The organism is Pseudomonas sichuanensis (genome assembly GCF_003231305.1).
Lineage (GTDB): Bacteria > Pseudomonadota > Gammaproteobacteria > Pseudomonadales > Pseudomonadaceae > Aquipseudomonas > Aquipseudomonas sichuanensis.
In genome coordinates, this window is sequence record NZ_QKVM01000010.1 from 1 (window position 1) to 15,604 (window position 15,604).

Genomic DNA, 15,604 nt, shown 5'->3' on the forward strand with positions numbered 1-15,604 from the left:
GTTAATTTCATTAAATTGAAATATCGGGGAAAAAGACCGCGTCAGGGCCTCCAGGTGTTCGCCACAGCACTTGCAGCGCCTATGAGATCGAGCGCCGCCCCCGCGGCGCTTCGCGGGTAAACCCGCTCCCACATCTGTTTCGGGCGAGTCTCTCCTGTGCCATTACCTGGTCCGCCTTGTGGGCACGACGCGGTAAGGAGGTGGGCGCCACTGGCGTCTCACCTGACTTGAGGCATGCGCCAAGGCGGGCCGCGGTACCCTCACAGGCATAATTGGCCCGAAACAAATAACGAAAGGCTACCCCCGCCTCACCCTGTGGGAGCGGGTTTATCTGCGAAGCGCCGCGCGGGCGGCGCTCGATCTGATAGGCACTGCAAGACCCACGGCGAACCCTTCTAAGACACAACACAATCCCTCGGCGAACACCGCGCGCGCAACACAATTTCAAGACCGACTCTCAGCTGCCCTGACACCTATATAAAGAAGCCCCAAAAAGCAAAGCGGGGCGGCCTCTCGGCCGCCCCGCTTTCATCCCTGTGCCTTACAAGCTCGGGAACGCGAACTGCGACGCCTCGTGGCTGGCCCGCTGCGGCCAACGCTGGGTGATCGCCTTGCGACGGGTGTAGAAGCGCACACCATCCGGGCCGTAAGCATGCAGGTCACCAAACAGCGAACGTTTCCAACCACCAAAGCTGTGATAAGCCACTGGCACTGGCAGCGGCACGTTGACCCCAACCATGCCCACTTCGATCTCGTCGCAGAACAGCCGCGCCGCTTCACCGTCACGAGTGAAGATGCAGGTCCCGTTGCCATACTCATGATCATTGATCAGTTGCATGGCCTGCTCCAGGCTGTTCACCCGCACCACGCACAGTACCGGCCCGAAGATCTCTTCCTTATAGATGCGCATCTCGGGGGTGACCTTGTCGAACAGGGTGCCACCGACGAAATAGCCATCTTCGTTACCCGCCACACGCAAGCCACGGCCATCGACCACCAACCGGGCGCCAGCGGCGACGCCGTCGTCGATGTAACCCAGCACCTTGTCACGCGCTGCAGCCGTCACCAGCGGCCCCATGTCCAGGCCACAGGACGTGCCGGCACCGATCTTCAGCGCCTTGATCTGTGGCTCGAGCTTGGCGATCAGGGCGTCGGCCACCTGGTCACCCACGCACACGGCCACCGAAATGGCCATGCAGCGCTCGCCGCAAGAACCATAGGCAGCCCCCATCAGCGCGCTGACCGCGTTGTCGAGGTCGGCATCCGGCATCAGCACGGCGTGGTTCTTCGCACCGCCCAAGGCCTGGACGCGCTTGCCGCGCTTGGTGCCCTCGGCATAGATGTACTCGGCGATCGGGGTCGAACCGACGAAGCTCAGGGCTTTCACCTCCGGCGCCTCGATCAGCGCATCGACCGCTTCCTTGTCGCCATGCACGACATTGAGGATGCCCTTGGGCAGGCCGGCCTCCAGCAACAGCTGGGCAATATAGAGGGTAGAGCTCGGGTCACGCTCGGACGGCTTGAGGATGAATGCGTTGCCACAGGCAATGGCCAGTGGGTACATCCACAGCGGCACCATGGCCGGGAAGTTGAACGGGGTGATACCAGCCACCACGCCCAGCGGCTGGAAGTCGGACCATGCATCGATGTTCGGGCCAACGTTGCGGCTGTACTCACCCTTCAGTACTTCTGGTGCAGCGCAGGCGAACTCGACGTTCTCGATACCGCGCTTCAGTTCGCCTGCGGCGTCCTCCAGCGTCTTGCCGTGCTCCTCGCTGATCATCTGCGAGATCTTCGCTTCGTTCTGCTCAAGCAGCTGCTTGAAACGGAACATCACCTGGGCGCGCTTGGCGGGTGGGGTGTTGCGCCAGGCCGGGAAGGCAGCCTTGGCCGAATCGATGGCTTCCTGGACAGTGGCGCGGCTGGCCAGTTCGACCTTGCGCACGGCCTGGCCGGTGGACGGGTTGAAGACATCGGCGGTGCGCTCGCCCTTGGTGACCAGCTCGCCGTGGATCAGGTGCTGAACAATGCTCATGCAAAACTCCAGATAAAGAAGGGAGTGCCAGGCGCGTGACGTTCTCGCGCCTGGCATCAGAATCAGAAAGATCAGTCGACTTTGTTGAGGGTTTCGCCCACCGCATCGAACAGGCGGTCCAACTCCTGCGGCTGGGTATTGAAGGTTGGCCCGAACTGCAGGGTGTCGCCCCCGAAGCGCACATAGAAGCCGGCTTGCCACAGCTTCATCGCGGCCTCGTAAGGACGGACGATGGCATCACCGTCACGCGCGGCAATCTGGATTGCGCCGGCCAGGCCGTAGTTGCGGATGTCAACGATGTTCTTGGTGCCCTTCACGCCGTGCAGCAGCTTCTCGAAGTGCGGCGCCAGCTCGGCGGCGGACTGCACCAGGTTCTCTTTCTGCAGCAGGTCCAGCGCGGCGATACCGGCGGCGCAGGCGACCGGGTGCGCCGAGTAGGTATAGCCGTGGGGGAATTCCACCGCGTACTCAGGGGTCGGCTGGTTCATGAAGGTCTGGTATATCTCGCCAGTGGCGATCACCGCGCCCATCGGGATGGCGCCGTTGGTGACCTGCTTGGCGATGCACATCAGGTCTGGGGTCACACCGAAGGCCTCGGCACCGGTCATGGCGCCCATGCGGCCGAAGCCGGTGATGACCTCGTCGAAGATCAGCAGGATATTGTGCTGGGTGCAGATCTCACGCAGACGCTTCAGGTAACCCTTCGGCGGTGGCAGCACGCCGGCGGAACCGGCCAGGGGCTCGACGATCACCGCGGCGATGTTCGAAGCATCGTGCAGTTCGATCAGCTTGAGCATCTCGTCGGCCAGGGCGATACCCCCCTCCTCCGGCATGCCCTTGCTGAAGGCGTTGACCGGCAGCACGGTATGAGGCAGGTGGTCGACGTCCAGCAGCTGGCCGAACATCTTGCGGTTGCCGTTGACGCCGCCCAGGCTGGTGCCGGCGATGTTCACGCCGTGGTAGCCACGGGCACGGCCGATGATCTTGGTCTTGGTGGCCTGGCCTTTCAGGCGCCAGTAGGCACGGACCATCTTCAACGCGGTGTCGGCGCATTCGGAGCCGGAGTTGGTGTAGAACACGTGGTTCAGGTCACCTGGCACCAGGTTGGCAATTTTCTCGGCCAGCTGGAACGACAGCGGGTGGCCGAACTGGAAGGCCGGGGAATAGTCGAGCGTGGCCACCTGACGGGCCACCGCTTCGCTGATTTCCTTGCGGGTGTGCCCGGCGCCGCAGGTCCACAGCCCCGACAAAGCGTCGAAGATCTTGCGACCCTTGTCATCGACCAGGTAGTTGCCTTCTGCCGCCACGATCAGGCGCGGGTCGCGCTGGAAGTTGCGGTTGGCGGTGTAGGGCATCCAGTGGGCATCCAGCTTGAGCTGGCTGGCCAGGCCGGAATGGGCGGTTTCGGGCATGTTCATCGGCGGTTCCTCGGAAGACGATTAGGCAACGATGGATGTTGTTGCAGCTAAATTCGCACGGGGATAAAGTCCGGAAAACCCAACATTTCTAATCTTCAGTCAGCAGATAACTAAACATATGAGCCGACGCCCCGATCCCCTCGCCCAAGTCAGTGATTTCGATATTCGTCTGCTGAAGATCTACCGCAGCGTGGTGGAATGCGGCGGCTTCTCCGCGGCAGAAAACGTGTTGGGTATCGGCCGCTCGGCGATCAGCCAGCAGATGAACGACCTTGAGCAGCGCCTGGGCCTGCGCCTCTGCCAGCGCGGGCGCGCTGGCTTCTCGCTCACCGAAGAGGGCCGTGAGGTCTACCACTCGGCCTTGCAGCTGCTCAGCGCCCTGGAATCGTTTCGCACCGAGGTCAACGGCCTGCACCAGCATTTGCGCGGCGAGCTGAACATCGGCCTCACCGACAACCTGGTGACCCTGCCGCACATGCGCATCACCCACGCCCTGGCCGAACTGAAGGACCGCGGCCCCGACGTGCGCATCCAGATCCGCATGATCGCCCCGAGCCAGGTCGAGCAGGGCGTGCTCGACGGCAGCCTGCACGTCGGTGTGGTGCCCCAGACCAGCCCGCTGTCGGGTCTGGAGTACCAACCGCTGTACAGCGAGCGCTCGCTGCTCTACTGCGCCGTCGGCCACCCGCTGTTCTACGCCGATGACCAGCAGATCGACGACGAGCGCCTCAACAGCCAGGACGCCATCGCCCCGACCTTCCGCCTGCCCGCCGACATCCAGGCGCACTACCAGGCGCTGCACTGCACCGCCAGTGCCTCGGACCGCGAAGGCATGGCCTTCCTCATTCTCACCGGGCGCTATATCGGCTACCTGCCCGACCACTACGCCAGCTTCTGGGTGCAGCAAGGCCGACTGCGCGCGCTCAAGCCCGCGCAACGCTTCTATGACCTGGGCCTGAGCTGGGTCACGCGCAAAGGCCGACGTCCCAACCTGGTACTGGAAAGCTTCCTCGAGAGCCTGGCTGCGACACGTTGATACTTATCCAGGCCGCAAATGCTTGTCACTTCGGCGCAGGCAGGTAATCTGTCGAACATTCGTAACGACCCGTCCGGAATCGTCCATGACCCTAGAAGTCCCTGCGCATCGCTCCCCCGCCTCGGGCAAGCCCGCCGGCCGCATTCGCCAGAAGAACGAACAGGCCATCATCCAGGCCGCCGAAGACGAATTCGCCCGCCACGGCTACAAGGGCACGAGCATGAACACCATCGCGCTCAAGGCCGGGCTGCCCAAGGCCAACCTGCACTACTACTTCACCAACAAGCTGGGCCTGTACATCGCGGTGCTGAGCAACATCATCGAGCTGTGGGACAGCACCTTCAACGCCTTGAGCGTCGACGACGACCCCGGCCAAGCACTGAGCCAGTACATCCGCACCAAGATGGAGTTCTCCCGGCGCAACCCGCAGGCCTCGCGGATCTTCGCCATGGAAGTGATCAGCGGCGGCGAGTGCCTCACCGAATACTTCAGCGCCGATTACCGTGAATGGTTCCGTGGCCGCGCCGCGGTGTTCCAGGCCTGGATGGAGGCCGGCAAGATGGACCGGGTCGACCCCGTGCACCTGATCTTCCTGCTGTGGGGCAGCACCCAGCACTACGCCGACTTCGCCACCCAGATCTGCCAGGTCACCGGCCGCAGCCGCCTGACCAAGCAGGACATGGAAGACGCGAGCAACAATCTTATCCACATCATTCTCAAAGGCTGCGGCATCAACGCGCCCGCCTGACCCGGACCTATGCCTTCTACCCTGCTCGAGCTCTGCGAGTTCCGCGAGGAAATCCGCAAGAGCCGTTTCATCACCCTGGCCGGCCCGATCGCCAGCCCTGCCGAGGCAATGGCCTTCATCGAACGCCACAGCGACCTGGCAGCCACCCACAACTGCTGGGCCTGGAAGCTCGGTGGCCAGTACCGCAGCAGTGACGACGGTGAACCCGGCGGCACCGCCGGGCGCCCTATCCTCGCCGCCATCGAGGCGCAGGATTGCGATCAGGTGGTGGTCCTGGTGATCCGCTGGTACGGCGGGATCCAACTGGGCACCGGTGGCCTGGCCCGCGCTTACGGCGGCGGCGCCAACAAATGCCTGCAGCAGGCTCCCAAACGGCTGCTGGTGCAACGCAGCGAATTCACCTGCAGCTGTACCTTCAGTGAGCTGGCACTGGTCAAGCTGCGCCTGGCGGAGGCAGACGGCCTGGTGCTGGACGAGCAATTCACTGCCAATGGCGTCGACCTGCACATCGCGCTGGGCGATACACACCAGCACACCCTGCAACAACAACTGGCCGACCTGAGCCGCGGGCGCATCCTGCTGGAGCGCCGCTGAGCGTTGCCCACAGCTGCTGTGGGCCCGCCTGTGGATAAGCTTGGGGCACTCTTGCCCAGGCCTTGCGCTCCAAGGCCTGCAGCGCTTTGATCATAATTTGATCACAATCATGTGACGGTGATCCAAGTCACTGAAACCCGGTGAGTTATCCCCAGCCTTGAACACCGGCATGCGCTGAAACCAGCGTTTCAGCGGCAATTCGCTTGCGCACAATTACTGTGGAGCAGCTTGTGGATAACCCGTTAACCAGTCAGCCAAAGCCTGATTCCATCGGCTTCGCAGCGAGCTGTTCGTTTTTTGTACAGACTTCATCAGCCGCACAGGCCGCCGACGCAGTACTGGGATATGCTCCTCATCCACGCCCTGCACGTTTGAGGGCGCCCACACTTTGCCATGGGGCGAGCAGCCACAGGTTTCGCCCAATCAAGGAGCATCGCAATGACCGCGAACAAGACCGCCCTGATCATCGGCGCCTCCCGGGGCCTCGGCCTGGGCCTGGTGCAACGCCTGCGCGAGGATGGCTGGAACATCGTCGCCACCGTCCGTGATCCACAGCGGCCCGGCGCCCTCGGCGAGGTACCGGGCGTGCGTATCGAGCGCCTGGAGATGAACGACACCGCCCAGCTCGATGGCCTGAAAAATCGGCTGCAGGGCGAGATTTTCGACCTGGTGTTCGTCAACGCCGGCGTAATGGGCCCGCTGCCGCAGGACCTGGAGAGCGTCCAGGTGCCGCAGATCGGCGACCTGTTCATGACCAACGCCGTGGCACCGATCCGCGTCGCCCGGCGCCTGGCCGGCCAAGTGCGTGAAGGCACCGGCGTGCTGGCGTTCATGAGCTCGATCCTGGGCAGCGTGACCATCCCCGACGGCGGCGAGATCTGCCTGTACAAGGCCAGCAAGGCCGCGCTCAACTCGATGATCAACAGCTTCGTGGTCGAGCTGCAGCGCCCCGACCTGTGCGTGCTGGCCATGCACCCAGGCTGGGTGAAGACCGACATGGGCGGCGAGAACGCCGAGATCGACGTGCTCACCAGCACCCGTGGCATGCTTGAGCAGATCAAGGCCCAAAGCGGCAACGGCGGCCTGCGCTTCATCAACTACAAGGGCGAAGCACTTATCTGGTAGGCCCCGGGCGATACAGGCCCGGGTGGGCGCATTGCCCGGCCGGGCCCTGTAGAATAGCGGCCAACCGTACCTGATCGAGATTGCACACATGTATGACTGGCTGAACGCCTTGCCCAAGGCGGAACTGCACATGCACCTGGAGGGCTCGCTGGAGCCCGAACTGCTGTTCGCCCTGGCCGAACGCAACAAGATCGCCCTGCCCTGGGCGGACGTGGAAACCCTGCGCAGCGCCTATGCGTTCAACAACCTGCAGGAATTCCTCGACCTCTATTACCAGGGCGCCGACGTACTGCGCACCGAGCAGGACTTCTATGACCTGACCTGGGCCTACCTGCAACGCTGCAAGGCACAGAACGTCATCCACACCGAACCTTTCTTCGACCCGCAGACCCATACCGACCGCGGCATCCCCTTCGAAGTGGTGCTGGCCGGCATCAACCAGGCCCTCAAGGATGGCCGTGAGCAGCTGGGTATCAGCAGCGGGTTGATCCTCAGTTTCCTGCGTCACCTGAGCGAAGACGAAGCACAGAAAACCCTCGACCAGGCCCTGCCCTTCCGCGACGCCTTCATCGCCGTCGGCCTGGACAGCTCCGAAAAAGGCCACCCGCCGAGCAAGTTCCAGCGCGTGTTCGACCGCGCCCGCAACGAAGGCTTCGTGGCCGTGGCCCATGCCGGCGAGGAAGGCCCACCCGAGTACATCTGGGAAGCGCTCGACCTGCTCAAGATCAAGCGCATCGACCACGGCGTGCGCGCCATCGAAGACGAGCGCCTGATGCAGCGCATCATCGACGAACAGATCCCGCTGACCGTCTGCCCACTGTCCAACACCAAGCTGTGCGTGTTCGACCACATGAGCCAGCACAACATCCTCGACATGCTCGAGCGCGGCGTGAAAGTCACGGTCAACTCCGACGACCCGGCCTACTTCGGTGGTTACGTCACTGAAAACTTCCACGCCCTGCATGAGCACCTGGGCATGACCCAGGACCAGGCGCGCCGCCTGGCACAAAACAGCCTGGACGCCCGCCTGGCGGTCTAACCCACCTGCCGGGCAGGAAGGCTGGCGATAGCGTTGATCTGCCGAAGGCCGAGCGGGGTGATATGCACCGCCCGGCTACCTTCCTGTTCACGCACCCAGCCCGACTGCACGAACAGTTTGAGCAGGGCCTGCCCCAGGCTACCGCCAAGGTGCGGCCCCTGATCGCTCCATTCGCTGCAATGGCAGATCACGCAATCGCGTGGCTGCGCCGGTGCCAGCGCATCGATGTAGAGCCCCATCGCCTGCAGCCTTAGCCGGCCTTCCTGGCTCACGAACAGGTGCTGCTCGCTGCCTTCCAGCCATCCGGCGGCAAGCAGGCGCTGGTACAGCTCGGCGACCACCTCGCCGCCCAGGTGATCGCCGCACAGGCGTGCCTTGCGCATGGACAGTGGTATCTGCAGTGGAGTCCCGGCGCGGGCTCGCGCACGGCTCTCGAGCTGCACGCTGGCCAACGCCTCCACCGCCGCTATCACCTCCGGGTTGGCAAGACGGTAGAAGCGTTTGCGCCCGCGAATTTCCAGCCTCAGCAAGCCCGCGCCGGCCAGCAGGGTCAGGTGCGAACAGGCCGAGGAGACGCTCAGGCTGGTCATGCTCGCCAGCTCGTCCGCCGCACGCGGAGTACCATCGATCAGTGCCCATAACATGGCACTGCGTTTGGGGTCTGCCATCAGGCCGGCGGCCTGGCTGATACTGTGGACTGCGTTCATCAACCTGAAGCTCCCTGAAAGTTCTCGTCTGAACAACCAGAGCGAACCTGCCGGTCTCATCAAGGTGGCCCAGACGAGGGTGTCGATGAATGATCGGCGAATGGTGCGATACCCCTGCGCATCCCTGAGCGCTGGTTCGCCCTTCTGGCAGGGAAGTATCTCTGGCTGGCACTGGCTGCCGGGAGCAGTATAAGCCGCGTGAAAGCATGCGCCCTGCCACTGATGGAGCCCAGCCGATAAGGGGGGCAACTGGCTGTCACGGTCGGCGGCAGGCACTTGGCAAGGCCTTTCCCCCCGCGTAACGGCGCCCAAAGCCTGCAACGGTTATTCGCCCCAGTTGCAGCGCCCGACAATACCGACAGTCTCCTACATGACTTTCGTGCATCAAACCAGAAAGCTTCCCGGCTCCTGCCCGCCATGACCGTCAGTCCGAGTACTGATGTCGGTCATGGCGAGCGCCTTGGGCGGCGCTAAACTTCATCGGCGCTCGCTCACTGGAGGTGGATCGCGATGAAGATCGTCGTCTGTACGTCGAACCGAAACCCCAATTGCCCGTGGCAGGTCCAGCTCGATCAGCACGTCGTGAGCTTTCGCAGCGAAAGCGAAGCGCGTGCCTTCGTCGCCCTGCTGGAAACGCGGCTCAATGCCCCCCACGCACTCCCGCCGAGCGCTTGGCCTGCAAGCGCCGGGTCAGCACTGCGACACTGACCACCAGCACGCCGCACAGGCTGATCACCAGCGCCATGGGCACCGCGCTGCCGTCGTGCAGCACACCGACCAACGCGGCCGCACCGGCGGCGACGCTGAACTGCAGGCAGCCCATCAGCGCCGAGGCACTGCCGGCCCGTGCACCTTGCCCGCTCATGGCGCAGGCCGAGGCGTTGGGGATGATGCATCCCAGGCTGGAAATGCACACGAACAGCGGTACCAGCAACGGCCACAGCGCGACCGGGTGCAGTGCCGCCACCGCCAGCAGTACCAGGGCAGCCGCCAGGTACAACCAGACCGCACGGGCCAGCAGGAAGGCCGGCCCACGCTTGGCCAACAAGCGGGCATTGACCTGGGCCATGAGGATGAACCCTGCGGCGTTGCTGCCGAACAGCCAGCCGTAGTGCTCCGGCGGTACGCCGTACAGCTTGATGAAAACGAACGGCGAACCGGCGATGTAGGCGAACATCCCGGCAATAGCAATGCCACCGGTCAGCGCATGGCCAACAAAAGTCCGGTCAGCCAGTAACCGCAGGTATTGGCGCAAGGCGCCAGACAAGGGTTGGCGCGGCACATGCGTCGGCAGGCTTTCCGGCAAGCCCAGGCCGACGGCCAGCAGGCACACGCCGCTGAACAGGCTCAAGGCGAGGAAGATCGATTGCCAGCCGGCCACGTTCACCAGCACGCCACCGAGCATCGGCGCCAGGATCGGCGCCAATCCCATCACCAGCATCAATTGCGAGAACACCTTGGCCGACGCCACCGCGTCGCACTTGTCGCTGACGATCGCCCGCGACAGCACCATGCCGGCGCAGCCACCCAGCGCCTGGACGAAGCGCGCCACGATGAGGCTGTCGAGCGTGGGCGCGTAGGCACAGGCCAGCGACGCCACGGTGAACAGGCCGACCCCGAACAACAGCGGGATGCGTCGGCCAAAACGGTCGGCCACCGGGCCGTAGGCCAGCTGGCCCAGCGAGAGACCGAGGAAGTAGGCCGCCAGGGTGGTCTGCACGTGCTTCTCGTCGGTAGCGAAAGCGTGTGCCATGGCTGGGAAGGCAGGCAGATAGAAGTCGATCGCCAAAGGCCCGAACGCACTGAGGGCGCCGAGGATCAGCAAGGTTCGCAGGTTCATGAAGAATCCATAGCAGGCTAAGCAAGTGCGTTAGTCTACCTGCTGTGAATCATCCAACGTTGAAAACCTTTGTAATAATTGGGGGCGTCAAACGCCCCCTGGCAGCCGTCAGGCCACCTCGGCCTGGTAACCTTCTTCTCGAATCGCCGCGATGATCTGCTCGACGGCCAGTGCACTCTCCACCCGCACCTGCCGCGCCGCCAGGTCCACCTCCACCCGCGCCGCCGCATCCTGCGCCTGCACCGCCCGGGTAACGCCCTTCACACAATGGCCGCAGGTCATGCCTTGTACATTGAACACTTGCATCGAGGTTGCCTCCTTCAGGGTTTTTCGCAGTCTCAGCCTTGCCCTCGGGGCAAGGTCAAGTTCTGCCTGCAACGGCCGGGCTGGAAATCTACGCGCGGCTCGGCCAAGCTGCGCCTTTGACGTTTTTGCCAGCAGGAGATTCTTCATGATCAGGACAGCACTGACCCTCGCCGTATTGCTGGGCGCGCTGGCCACGGTGCCACCGGCCAGCGCCGAGGGCAACTCGGACTACAGCGTGCTGATCATTTCCCGGGAGCGCCTGGAAGTGGCCACCAATTGCGAGATCGGCATCTACCTCAACGATCAGTTGTCCGGCCGGGTGTTCCAGGAGCAGTCGACCTCCTTCAACCTGCCCGCCGGCCCGATCGATGTGCGCCTGCGCCTGTTGCCCGGGCAGAGCCCCGGTTGCGCCCCCGGCATCGAGGACCAACGCAGCACGCGCCTGACCTTGCAGGCGGGCCAGATCAACAAATACCGCATTGCCATGGGGCACAGTGGCCTGGTGCTCAAGCGAGCCAGCCTGGGCTATTGACCTTGCCAGCATGGCAAGGTTGATGCTGCTGGCTTGTCCACGGAGGAAAGAGCCATGCCCGCATCCACCACCTTCGACCTGCCGATCGCCGGCATGACCTGCGCCAGCTGCGCAGGTCGGGTCGAGCGCGCCCTGCGCAAGGTCACCGGCGCAGAACAGGTCAGCGTCAACCTCGCCACCGAACAGGCCCGGGTCCAGGCCCCGGCCGACAGCCTGCCGGCGCTGGTCGACGCTGTGCGCGAGGCGGGCTACAGCGTGCCCACCCGCACCCTCGAACTGCAGATCGGCGGCATGACCTGCGCCAGTTGCGCGGGCCGTGTCGAGCGCGCCCTCGGCAAAGTGCCGGGGGTCGAGCAGATCAGCGTCAACCTGGCCAGCGAACGCGCTCACCTCGAAGTGCTGCAGGCCGTCGATGACGCCGCGCTGATCGCGGCGGTCGAGCAAGCCGGCTACAGCGCCACCCTGCCGCGCACCGCGCACGATGACCTGGCCCAGGCACAACGCCGCTTGCGCAACGAACGCCTGGCCGTCGGTGCCGCCCTGCTGCTGGCGCTGCCACTGGTGCTGCCGATGCTGGTGCAGCCGTTCGGCCTGCACTGGATGCTGCCGGCCTGGGCGCAGTTCCTGCTGGCCACACCGGTGCAGTTCATCCTCGGCGCACGCTTCTACGTCGCCGCCTGGAAGGCCGTGCGCGCCGGGGCCGGCAACATGGACCTGCTGGTCGCCCTGGGCACCAGCGCCGGTTACGGCCTGAGCCTGTACCAATGGGCCAACGCCCATGCCGGCATGGAGCCGCACCTGTATTTCGAAGCCTCGGCGGTGGTGATTGCCCTGGTACTGCTCGGCAAGTACCTGGAAAGCCGCGCCAAACGCCAGACGGCCAGCGCCATCCGCGCCCTTGAAGCACTGCGCCCGGAGCGGGCGGTGCGGGTGGTCGATGGCCATGAAGAAGACGTGGCGATCAGCCAGTTGCGCCTGGGCGACCTGGTGCTGGTCAAGCCTGGCGAGCGCTTCCCGGTCGACGGCGAAGTGCTCGAAGGCAGTAGCCATGCCGACGAAGCGCTGATCAGCGGCGAAAGCCTGCCCGTCCCCAAACAACCCGGCGATACCGTCACCGGCGGCGCCATCAACGGCGAGGGCCGGCTGCTGGTGCAGACCCGCGCACTGGGCACCGAAACCGTGCTGGCGCGCATCATCCGCCTGGTCGAGGATGCCCAGGCAGCCAAGGCACCGATCCAGAAACTGGTCGACCGGGTCAGCCAGGTGTTCGTCCCCGCCGTGCTGGTGCTGGCCCTGCTCACCCTGGTCGGTTGGTGGCTGGCCGGCGCGCCGCTGGAAACCGCGCTCATCAACGCCGTCGCCGTGCTGGTGATCGCCTGCCCCTGCGCCCTCGGCCTGGCCACGCCCGCCGCGATCATGGCCGGCACCGGTGTCGCCGCCCGCCACGGCATCCTGATCAAGGACGCCGAAGCGCTGGAACGCGCCCATGCGGTCAACCGCGTGGTATTCGACAAGACCGGCACCCTTACCTCCGGCAGCCCACGCATCGTCCACAGCCAGGCGGCCAGTGGCGACAAGGGTGAGTTGCTGCGCCTGGCCGGGGCCTTGCAACGTGGCAGCGAACACCCACTGGCCAAAGCGGTACTCGACGCCTGCGCCGAACAAGGCTTGCAAGTACCGCAGGTGAACGGCAGCCAGTCCCTGACCGGCCGCGGTATCGCCGGCCAGGTGGGCGGCCGCGACCTGGCGCTGGGCAACCGCCGCCTGCTCGACGAAAGCCAGCTGCTGCCCGGTGGGCTGGCGGCCAATGCCCAGGCCTGGGAGGCCGAGGGCCGCACCCTGTCCTGGTTGATCGAACGCGGCAGCCAACCCCGCGTGCTCGGCCTGTTCGCTTTCGGCGACAGCCTCAAGCCCGGCGCGGCCCAGGCCATCGACGCCCTGCACGCCCGTGGCATCAGCAGCCACCTGCTGACCGGCGACAACCGTGGCAGCGCCAAGGTCGTCGCCGACGCCCTGGGCATCGACGATGTGCATGCCGAAGTGCTGCCGGCCGACAAGGCCGCCACCGTTGCCAGGCTCAAGCAGGATGGCGTGGTGGCCATGGTCGGCGACGGCATCAACGACGCCCCCGCCCTGGCCGCCGCCGATATCGGCATCGCCATGGGCGGCGGCACCGACGTGGCCATGCAGGCCGCCGGCATCACCCTGATGCGCGGCGACCCACGCCTGGTGCCCGCCGCACTGGAGATCAGCCGCAAGACCTACGCGAAAATCCGTCAGAACCTGTTCTGGGCCTTCATCTACAACCTGGTCGGCATTCCCCTGGCAGCCTTCGGCTACCTCAACCCGGTGCTGGCCGGCGCGGCCATGGCCCTGTCCAGCGTCAGTGTGGTGAGCAATGCCCTGTGGCTGAAAACCTGGAAACCCACCAGCACCGACCAGGAGGCGCCATGAACATCGGCCAGGCCGCCCGCCACAGCGGGCTCAGCGCCAAGATGATCCGCTACTACGAGTCCATCGGCCTGCTGCGCCCGGCCACGCGCAGCGACAGCGGCTACCGCCTCTACGGCCCGGAAGACCTGCACAGCCTGGCGTTCATCAAGCGCTCGCGTGACCTGGGCTTCTCGCTGGATGAAGTGGCAAAACTGTTGACCCTGTGGCAGGACCGGCAACGAGCCAGCGCCGACGTGAAGGCGCTGGCCACCCAGCACATCGATGCGCTCAACCGGCGCATCGAGGAGCTGATCAGCCTGCGCGACACGCTCGGTGAGCTGGTCGCCCACTGCCAGGGCGACGACCGCCCGGATTGCCCGATCCTCAAGGACCTGGCCAATGGTTGCTGCCACTGAGCCCAGGCCAGTGCGTGGGAGTGGCGGTGCGCCGCCGCGACTTGCCCCGCGATCGTGCCAAACCGGCCGATCGCGGGGCAGCCCGCTCCCACGCCTCCTTGCCTCTCAATCGCTGCGCTTGGTATGCCATATTAGCCAACCCCGACCGATTCCCCCTCAAACACCCGTTTCATCCAATAAATACGGGAATTTTCCTTCAAGAAACCCAGATGCTGCCGATGCCCTGAGTACCTGCCTCGTGTATCGAAAAAAATAATCTGGGAGCGTGGATGAACATCAAGCAAAAACTGACCTGGGCGTTCGCCGTCATTGCCGGCCTGCCCATCGTCATCGTCGCCACCCTGGTAGTGGTCAACCTGCGCGGTGAAGCCCGCGACGATTTCCTCGACAACAGCAGCCGGGAAATCCGCCAGGTCGGCAACGCCATGAACCTGTTCTTCCAGGGCATCACCCAGAACGTCGACTACCTGGCCGCGCAGCCGTTGGTGGCCGCCAGCGCCGACAACGTGAAAAAGCACATCAGCGCCGATGCCGCCAACATTGCCCCCGGCGAGCAGGACAAGGTCCTGTTCGACCTGTTCAGCCGCCTGGCCCAGAGCCACCCGGACTACGCCTATGTGTCCTATGGGCTGAAGGACGGCGGCTACGCGTTCTGGCCCGGCGATCCGAAAATGGCCAGCTACGACCCGCGCACCCGCCCCTGGTACCAGGCCGCCATGGCCAACCCTGGCAAGACCCTGCGTACCGCGCCTTACTATTGGGCCGGTGACGACGCCGTACTGGTCAGCACCGTGCGCGCCGTGGCCAACCAGCTGGGCAACCCCGGCGGCGTGGTCAACATCGACGTGTCGCTCAAGGGCCTGACCGAGATCGTCAAGCAGATCAAGCTGGGCGAAAGCGGCTACCTGATCCTGATGGAAAACAACGGCAACGTGATGGTCGACCCCCGCGACGCCAGCCACAACTTCAAACAGCTTTCCAGCTTTGGCGATGGCTATGCCGACCTGGCCAAGGCCGGCAAAGGCCTGGTCGAGGTCGAGATCAACGGCGAGCGCTTCATGGCCAACGTCTACCCTGACGAGCGACTGGGCTGGACCTTCATCGGCCTGATCCACGAAAGCGAAGTGATGCAGACCACCACCCGCCTGACCTGGCTGATCGGCGCCGTGGCGCTGATCCTCGCCGCCGTGTTCGCGGTAGTCGGCGCGGCCTTCGCCAAGCTCATCGTGCGCCCGATCAACAGCGTCACCCATGGCCTGGAAGACATCGCCCAAGGCGAAGGCGACCTGACCCGCAACCTGGAAATCCGCGGCCGCGACGAAACCGCGCAGTTGGCCAGCTGGTTCAACCAGTTCCTCGGCGCCATTCGCAGCCT

The 15,604-nt window shown here is 64.7% G+C and carries 14 protein-coding genes and 1 pseudogene; 10 read left to right on the forward strand and 5 right to left on the reverse strand.

The features are described 5' to 3' along the window. Window positions 1–541: 541 nt before the first annotated feature. Both DM373_RS07270 and aptA read right to left on the reverse strand, forming a co-directional pair. Entirely contained in the window at window positions 542–2,035 is a 1,494-nt protein-coding gene (locus tag DM373_RS07270; RefSeq protein WP_110992890.1) for a CoA-acylating methylmalonate-semialdehyde dehydrogenase, read from the reverse strand. Window positions 2,036–2,106: 71 nt separating this feature from the next. Continuing rightward, on the reverse strand, window positions 2,107–3,453 hold the full coding sequence (aptA, locus tag DM373_RS07275; RefSeq protein WP_110992891.1) for an omega-aminotransferase AptA: 1,347 nt from the start codon (window positions 3,451–3,453) through the stop codon (window positions 2,107–2,109). Between the two features lie 118 nt (window positions 3,454–3,571). Here aptA and DM373_RS07280 point away from each other — a divergent pair, with 118 nt between their 5' ends. From DM373_RS07280 to DM373_RS07300, 5 genes are all read left to right on the forward strand, one after another. Continuing rightward, entirely contained in the window at window positions 3,572–4,489 is a 918-nt protein-coding gene (locus DM373_RS07280) for a LysR family transcriptional regulator (protein ID WP_110992892.1), read from the forward strand. Window positions 4,490–4,574: 85 nt separating this feature from the next. Then, window positions 4,575–5,237: a TetR/AcrR family transcriptional regulator gene (locus DM373_RS07285; RefSeq protein ID WP_110992893.1), complete on the forward strand. Its 663-nt coding sequence runs from the start codon at window positions 4,575–4,577 to the stop codon at window positions 5,235–5,237. A gap of 9 nt (window positions 5,238–5,246) precedes the next feature. Continuing rightward, window positions 5,247–5,831, forward strand: coding sequence for an IMPACT family protein (locus DM373_RS07290; protein WP_110992894.1), 585 nt, complete (start codon window positions 5,247–5,249; stop codon window positions 5,829–5,831). 438 nt (window positions 5,832–6,269) lie between these two features. Beyond that, window positions 6,270–6,956, forward strand: coding sequence for an SDR family oxidoreductase (locus DM373_RS07295; protein ID WP_110992895.1), 687 nt, complete (start codon window positions 6,270–6,272; stop codon window positions 6,954–6,956). 88 nt (window positions 6,957–7,044) lie between these two features. Then, window positions 7,045–7,995 carry an adenosine deaminase gene (locus tag DM373_RS07300; protein WP_110992896.1) on the forward strand — a complete coding sequence of 317 codons (951 nt, stop codon included), beginning with the start codon at window positions 7,045–7,047 and terminating at the stop codon, window positions 7,993–7,995. Here the strand turns inward: DM373_RS07300 and DM373_RS07305 are convergent. After that, a complete protein-coding gene (locus DM373_RS07305; protein ID WP_110992897.1) occupies window positions 7,992–8,702 on the reverse strand; it encodes an ArsR/SmtB family transcription factor in 711 nt (236 codons plus the stop codon). The genes DM373_RS07300 and DM373_RS07305 overlap by 4 nt on opposite strands. Window positions 8,703–9,212: 510 nt before the next feature. Between DM373_RS07305 and DM373_RS29185 the strand changes: the two genes are divergently transcribed. Further along, window positions 9,213–9,410, forward strand: coding sequence for a hypothetical protein (locus DM373_RS29185; RefSeq protein WP_110992898.1), 198 nt, complete (start codon window positions 9,213–9,215; stop codon window positions 9,408–9,410). Here DM373_RS29185 and DM373_RS07315 read toward each other — a convergent pair. Then, the gene (locus DM373_RS07315; RefSeq protein WP_110992899.1) at window positions 9,343–10,542 is read right to left on the reverse strand and encodes a multidrug effflux MFS transporter; all 1,200 of its coding nucleotides are present in this window, start codon (window positions 10,540–10,542) and stop codon (window positions 9,343–9,345) included. The genes DM373_RS29185 and DM373_RS07315 overlap by 68 nt on opposite strands. Before the next feature lie 108 nt (window positions 10,543–10,650). Beyond that, window positions 10,651–10,848 carry a heavy-metal-associated domain-containing protein gene (locus tag DM373_RS07320; RefSeq protein ID WP_110992900.1) on the reverse strand — a complete coding sequence of 66 codons (198 nt, stop codon included), beginning with the start codon at window positions 10,846–10,848 and terminating at the stop codon, window positions 10,651–10,653. A gap of 145 nt (window positions 10,849–10,993) precedes the next feature. On the opposite strand from DM373_RS07320, the gene DM373_RS07325 reads away from it, so the two are divergent. The 4 genes and pseudogenes from DM373_RS07325 to DM373_RS29605 all read left to right on the forward strand — a co-directional run. Then, window positions 10,994–11,380 (forward strand): hypothetical protein, encoded by a 387-nt coding sequence (locus DM373_RS07325; RefSeq protein ID WP_110992901.1) that lies wholly within the window; start codon window positions 10,994–10,996, stop codon window positions 11,378–11,380. A 54-nt stretch (window positions 11,381–11,434) separates the two neighbouring features. After that, entirely contained in the window at window positions 11,435–13,834 is a 2,400-nt protein-coding gene (locus DM373_RS07330) for a heavy metal translocating P-type ATPase (RefSeq protein ID WP_110992902.1), read from the forward strand. Further along, window positions 13,831–14,229: a Cu(I)-responsive transcriptional regulator gene (cueR, locus tag DM373_RS07335; RefSeq protein ID WP_110992903.1), complete on the forward strand. Its 399-nt coding sequence runs from the start codon at window positions 13,831–13,833 to the stop codon at window positions 14,227–14,229. The genes DM373_RS07330 and cueR overlap by 4 nt, the downstream gene beginning before the upstream one ends. 425 nt (window positions 14,230–14,654) lie before the next feature. After that, window positions 14,655–15,587 (forward strand): annotated as a pseudogene (locus tag DM373_RS29605) (HAMP domain-containing protein); the annotation flags it as partial. Window positions 15,588–15,604 lie beyond the last annotated feature (17 nt).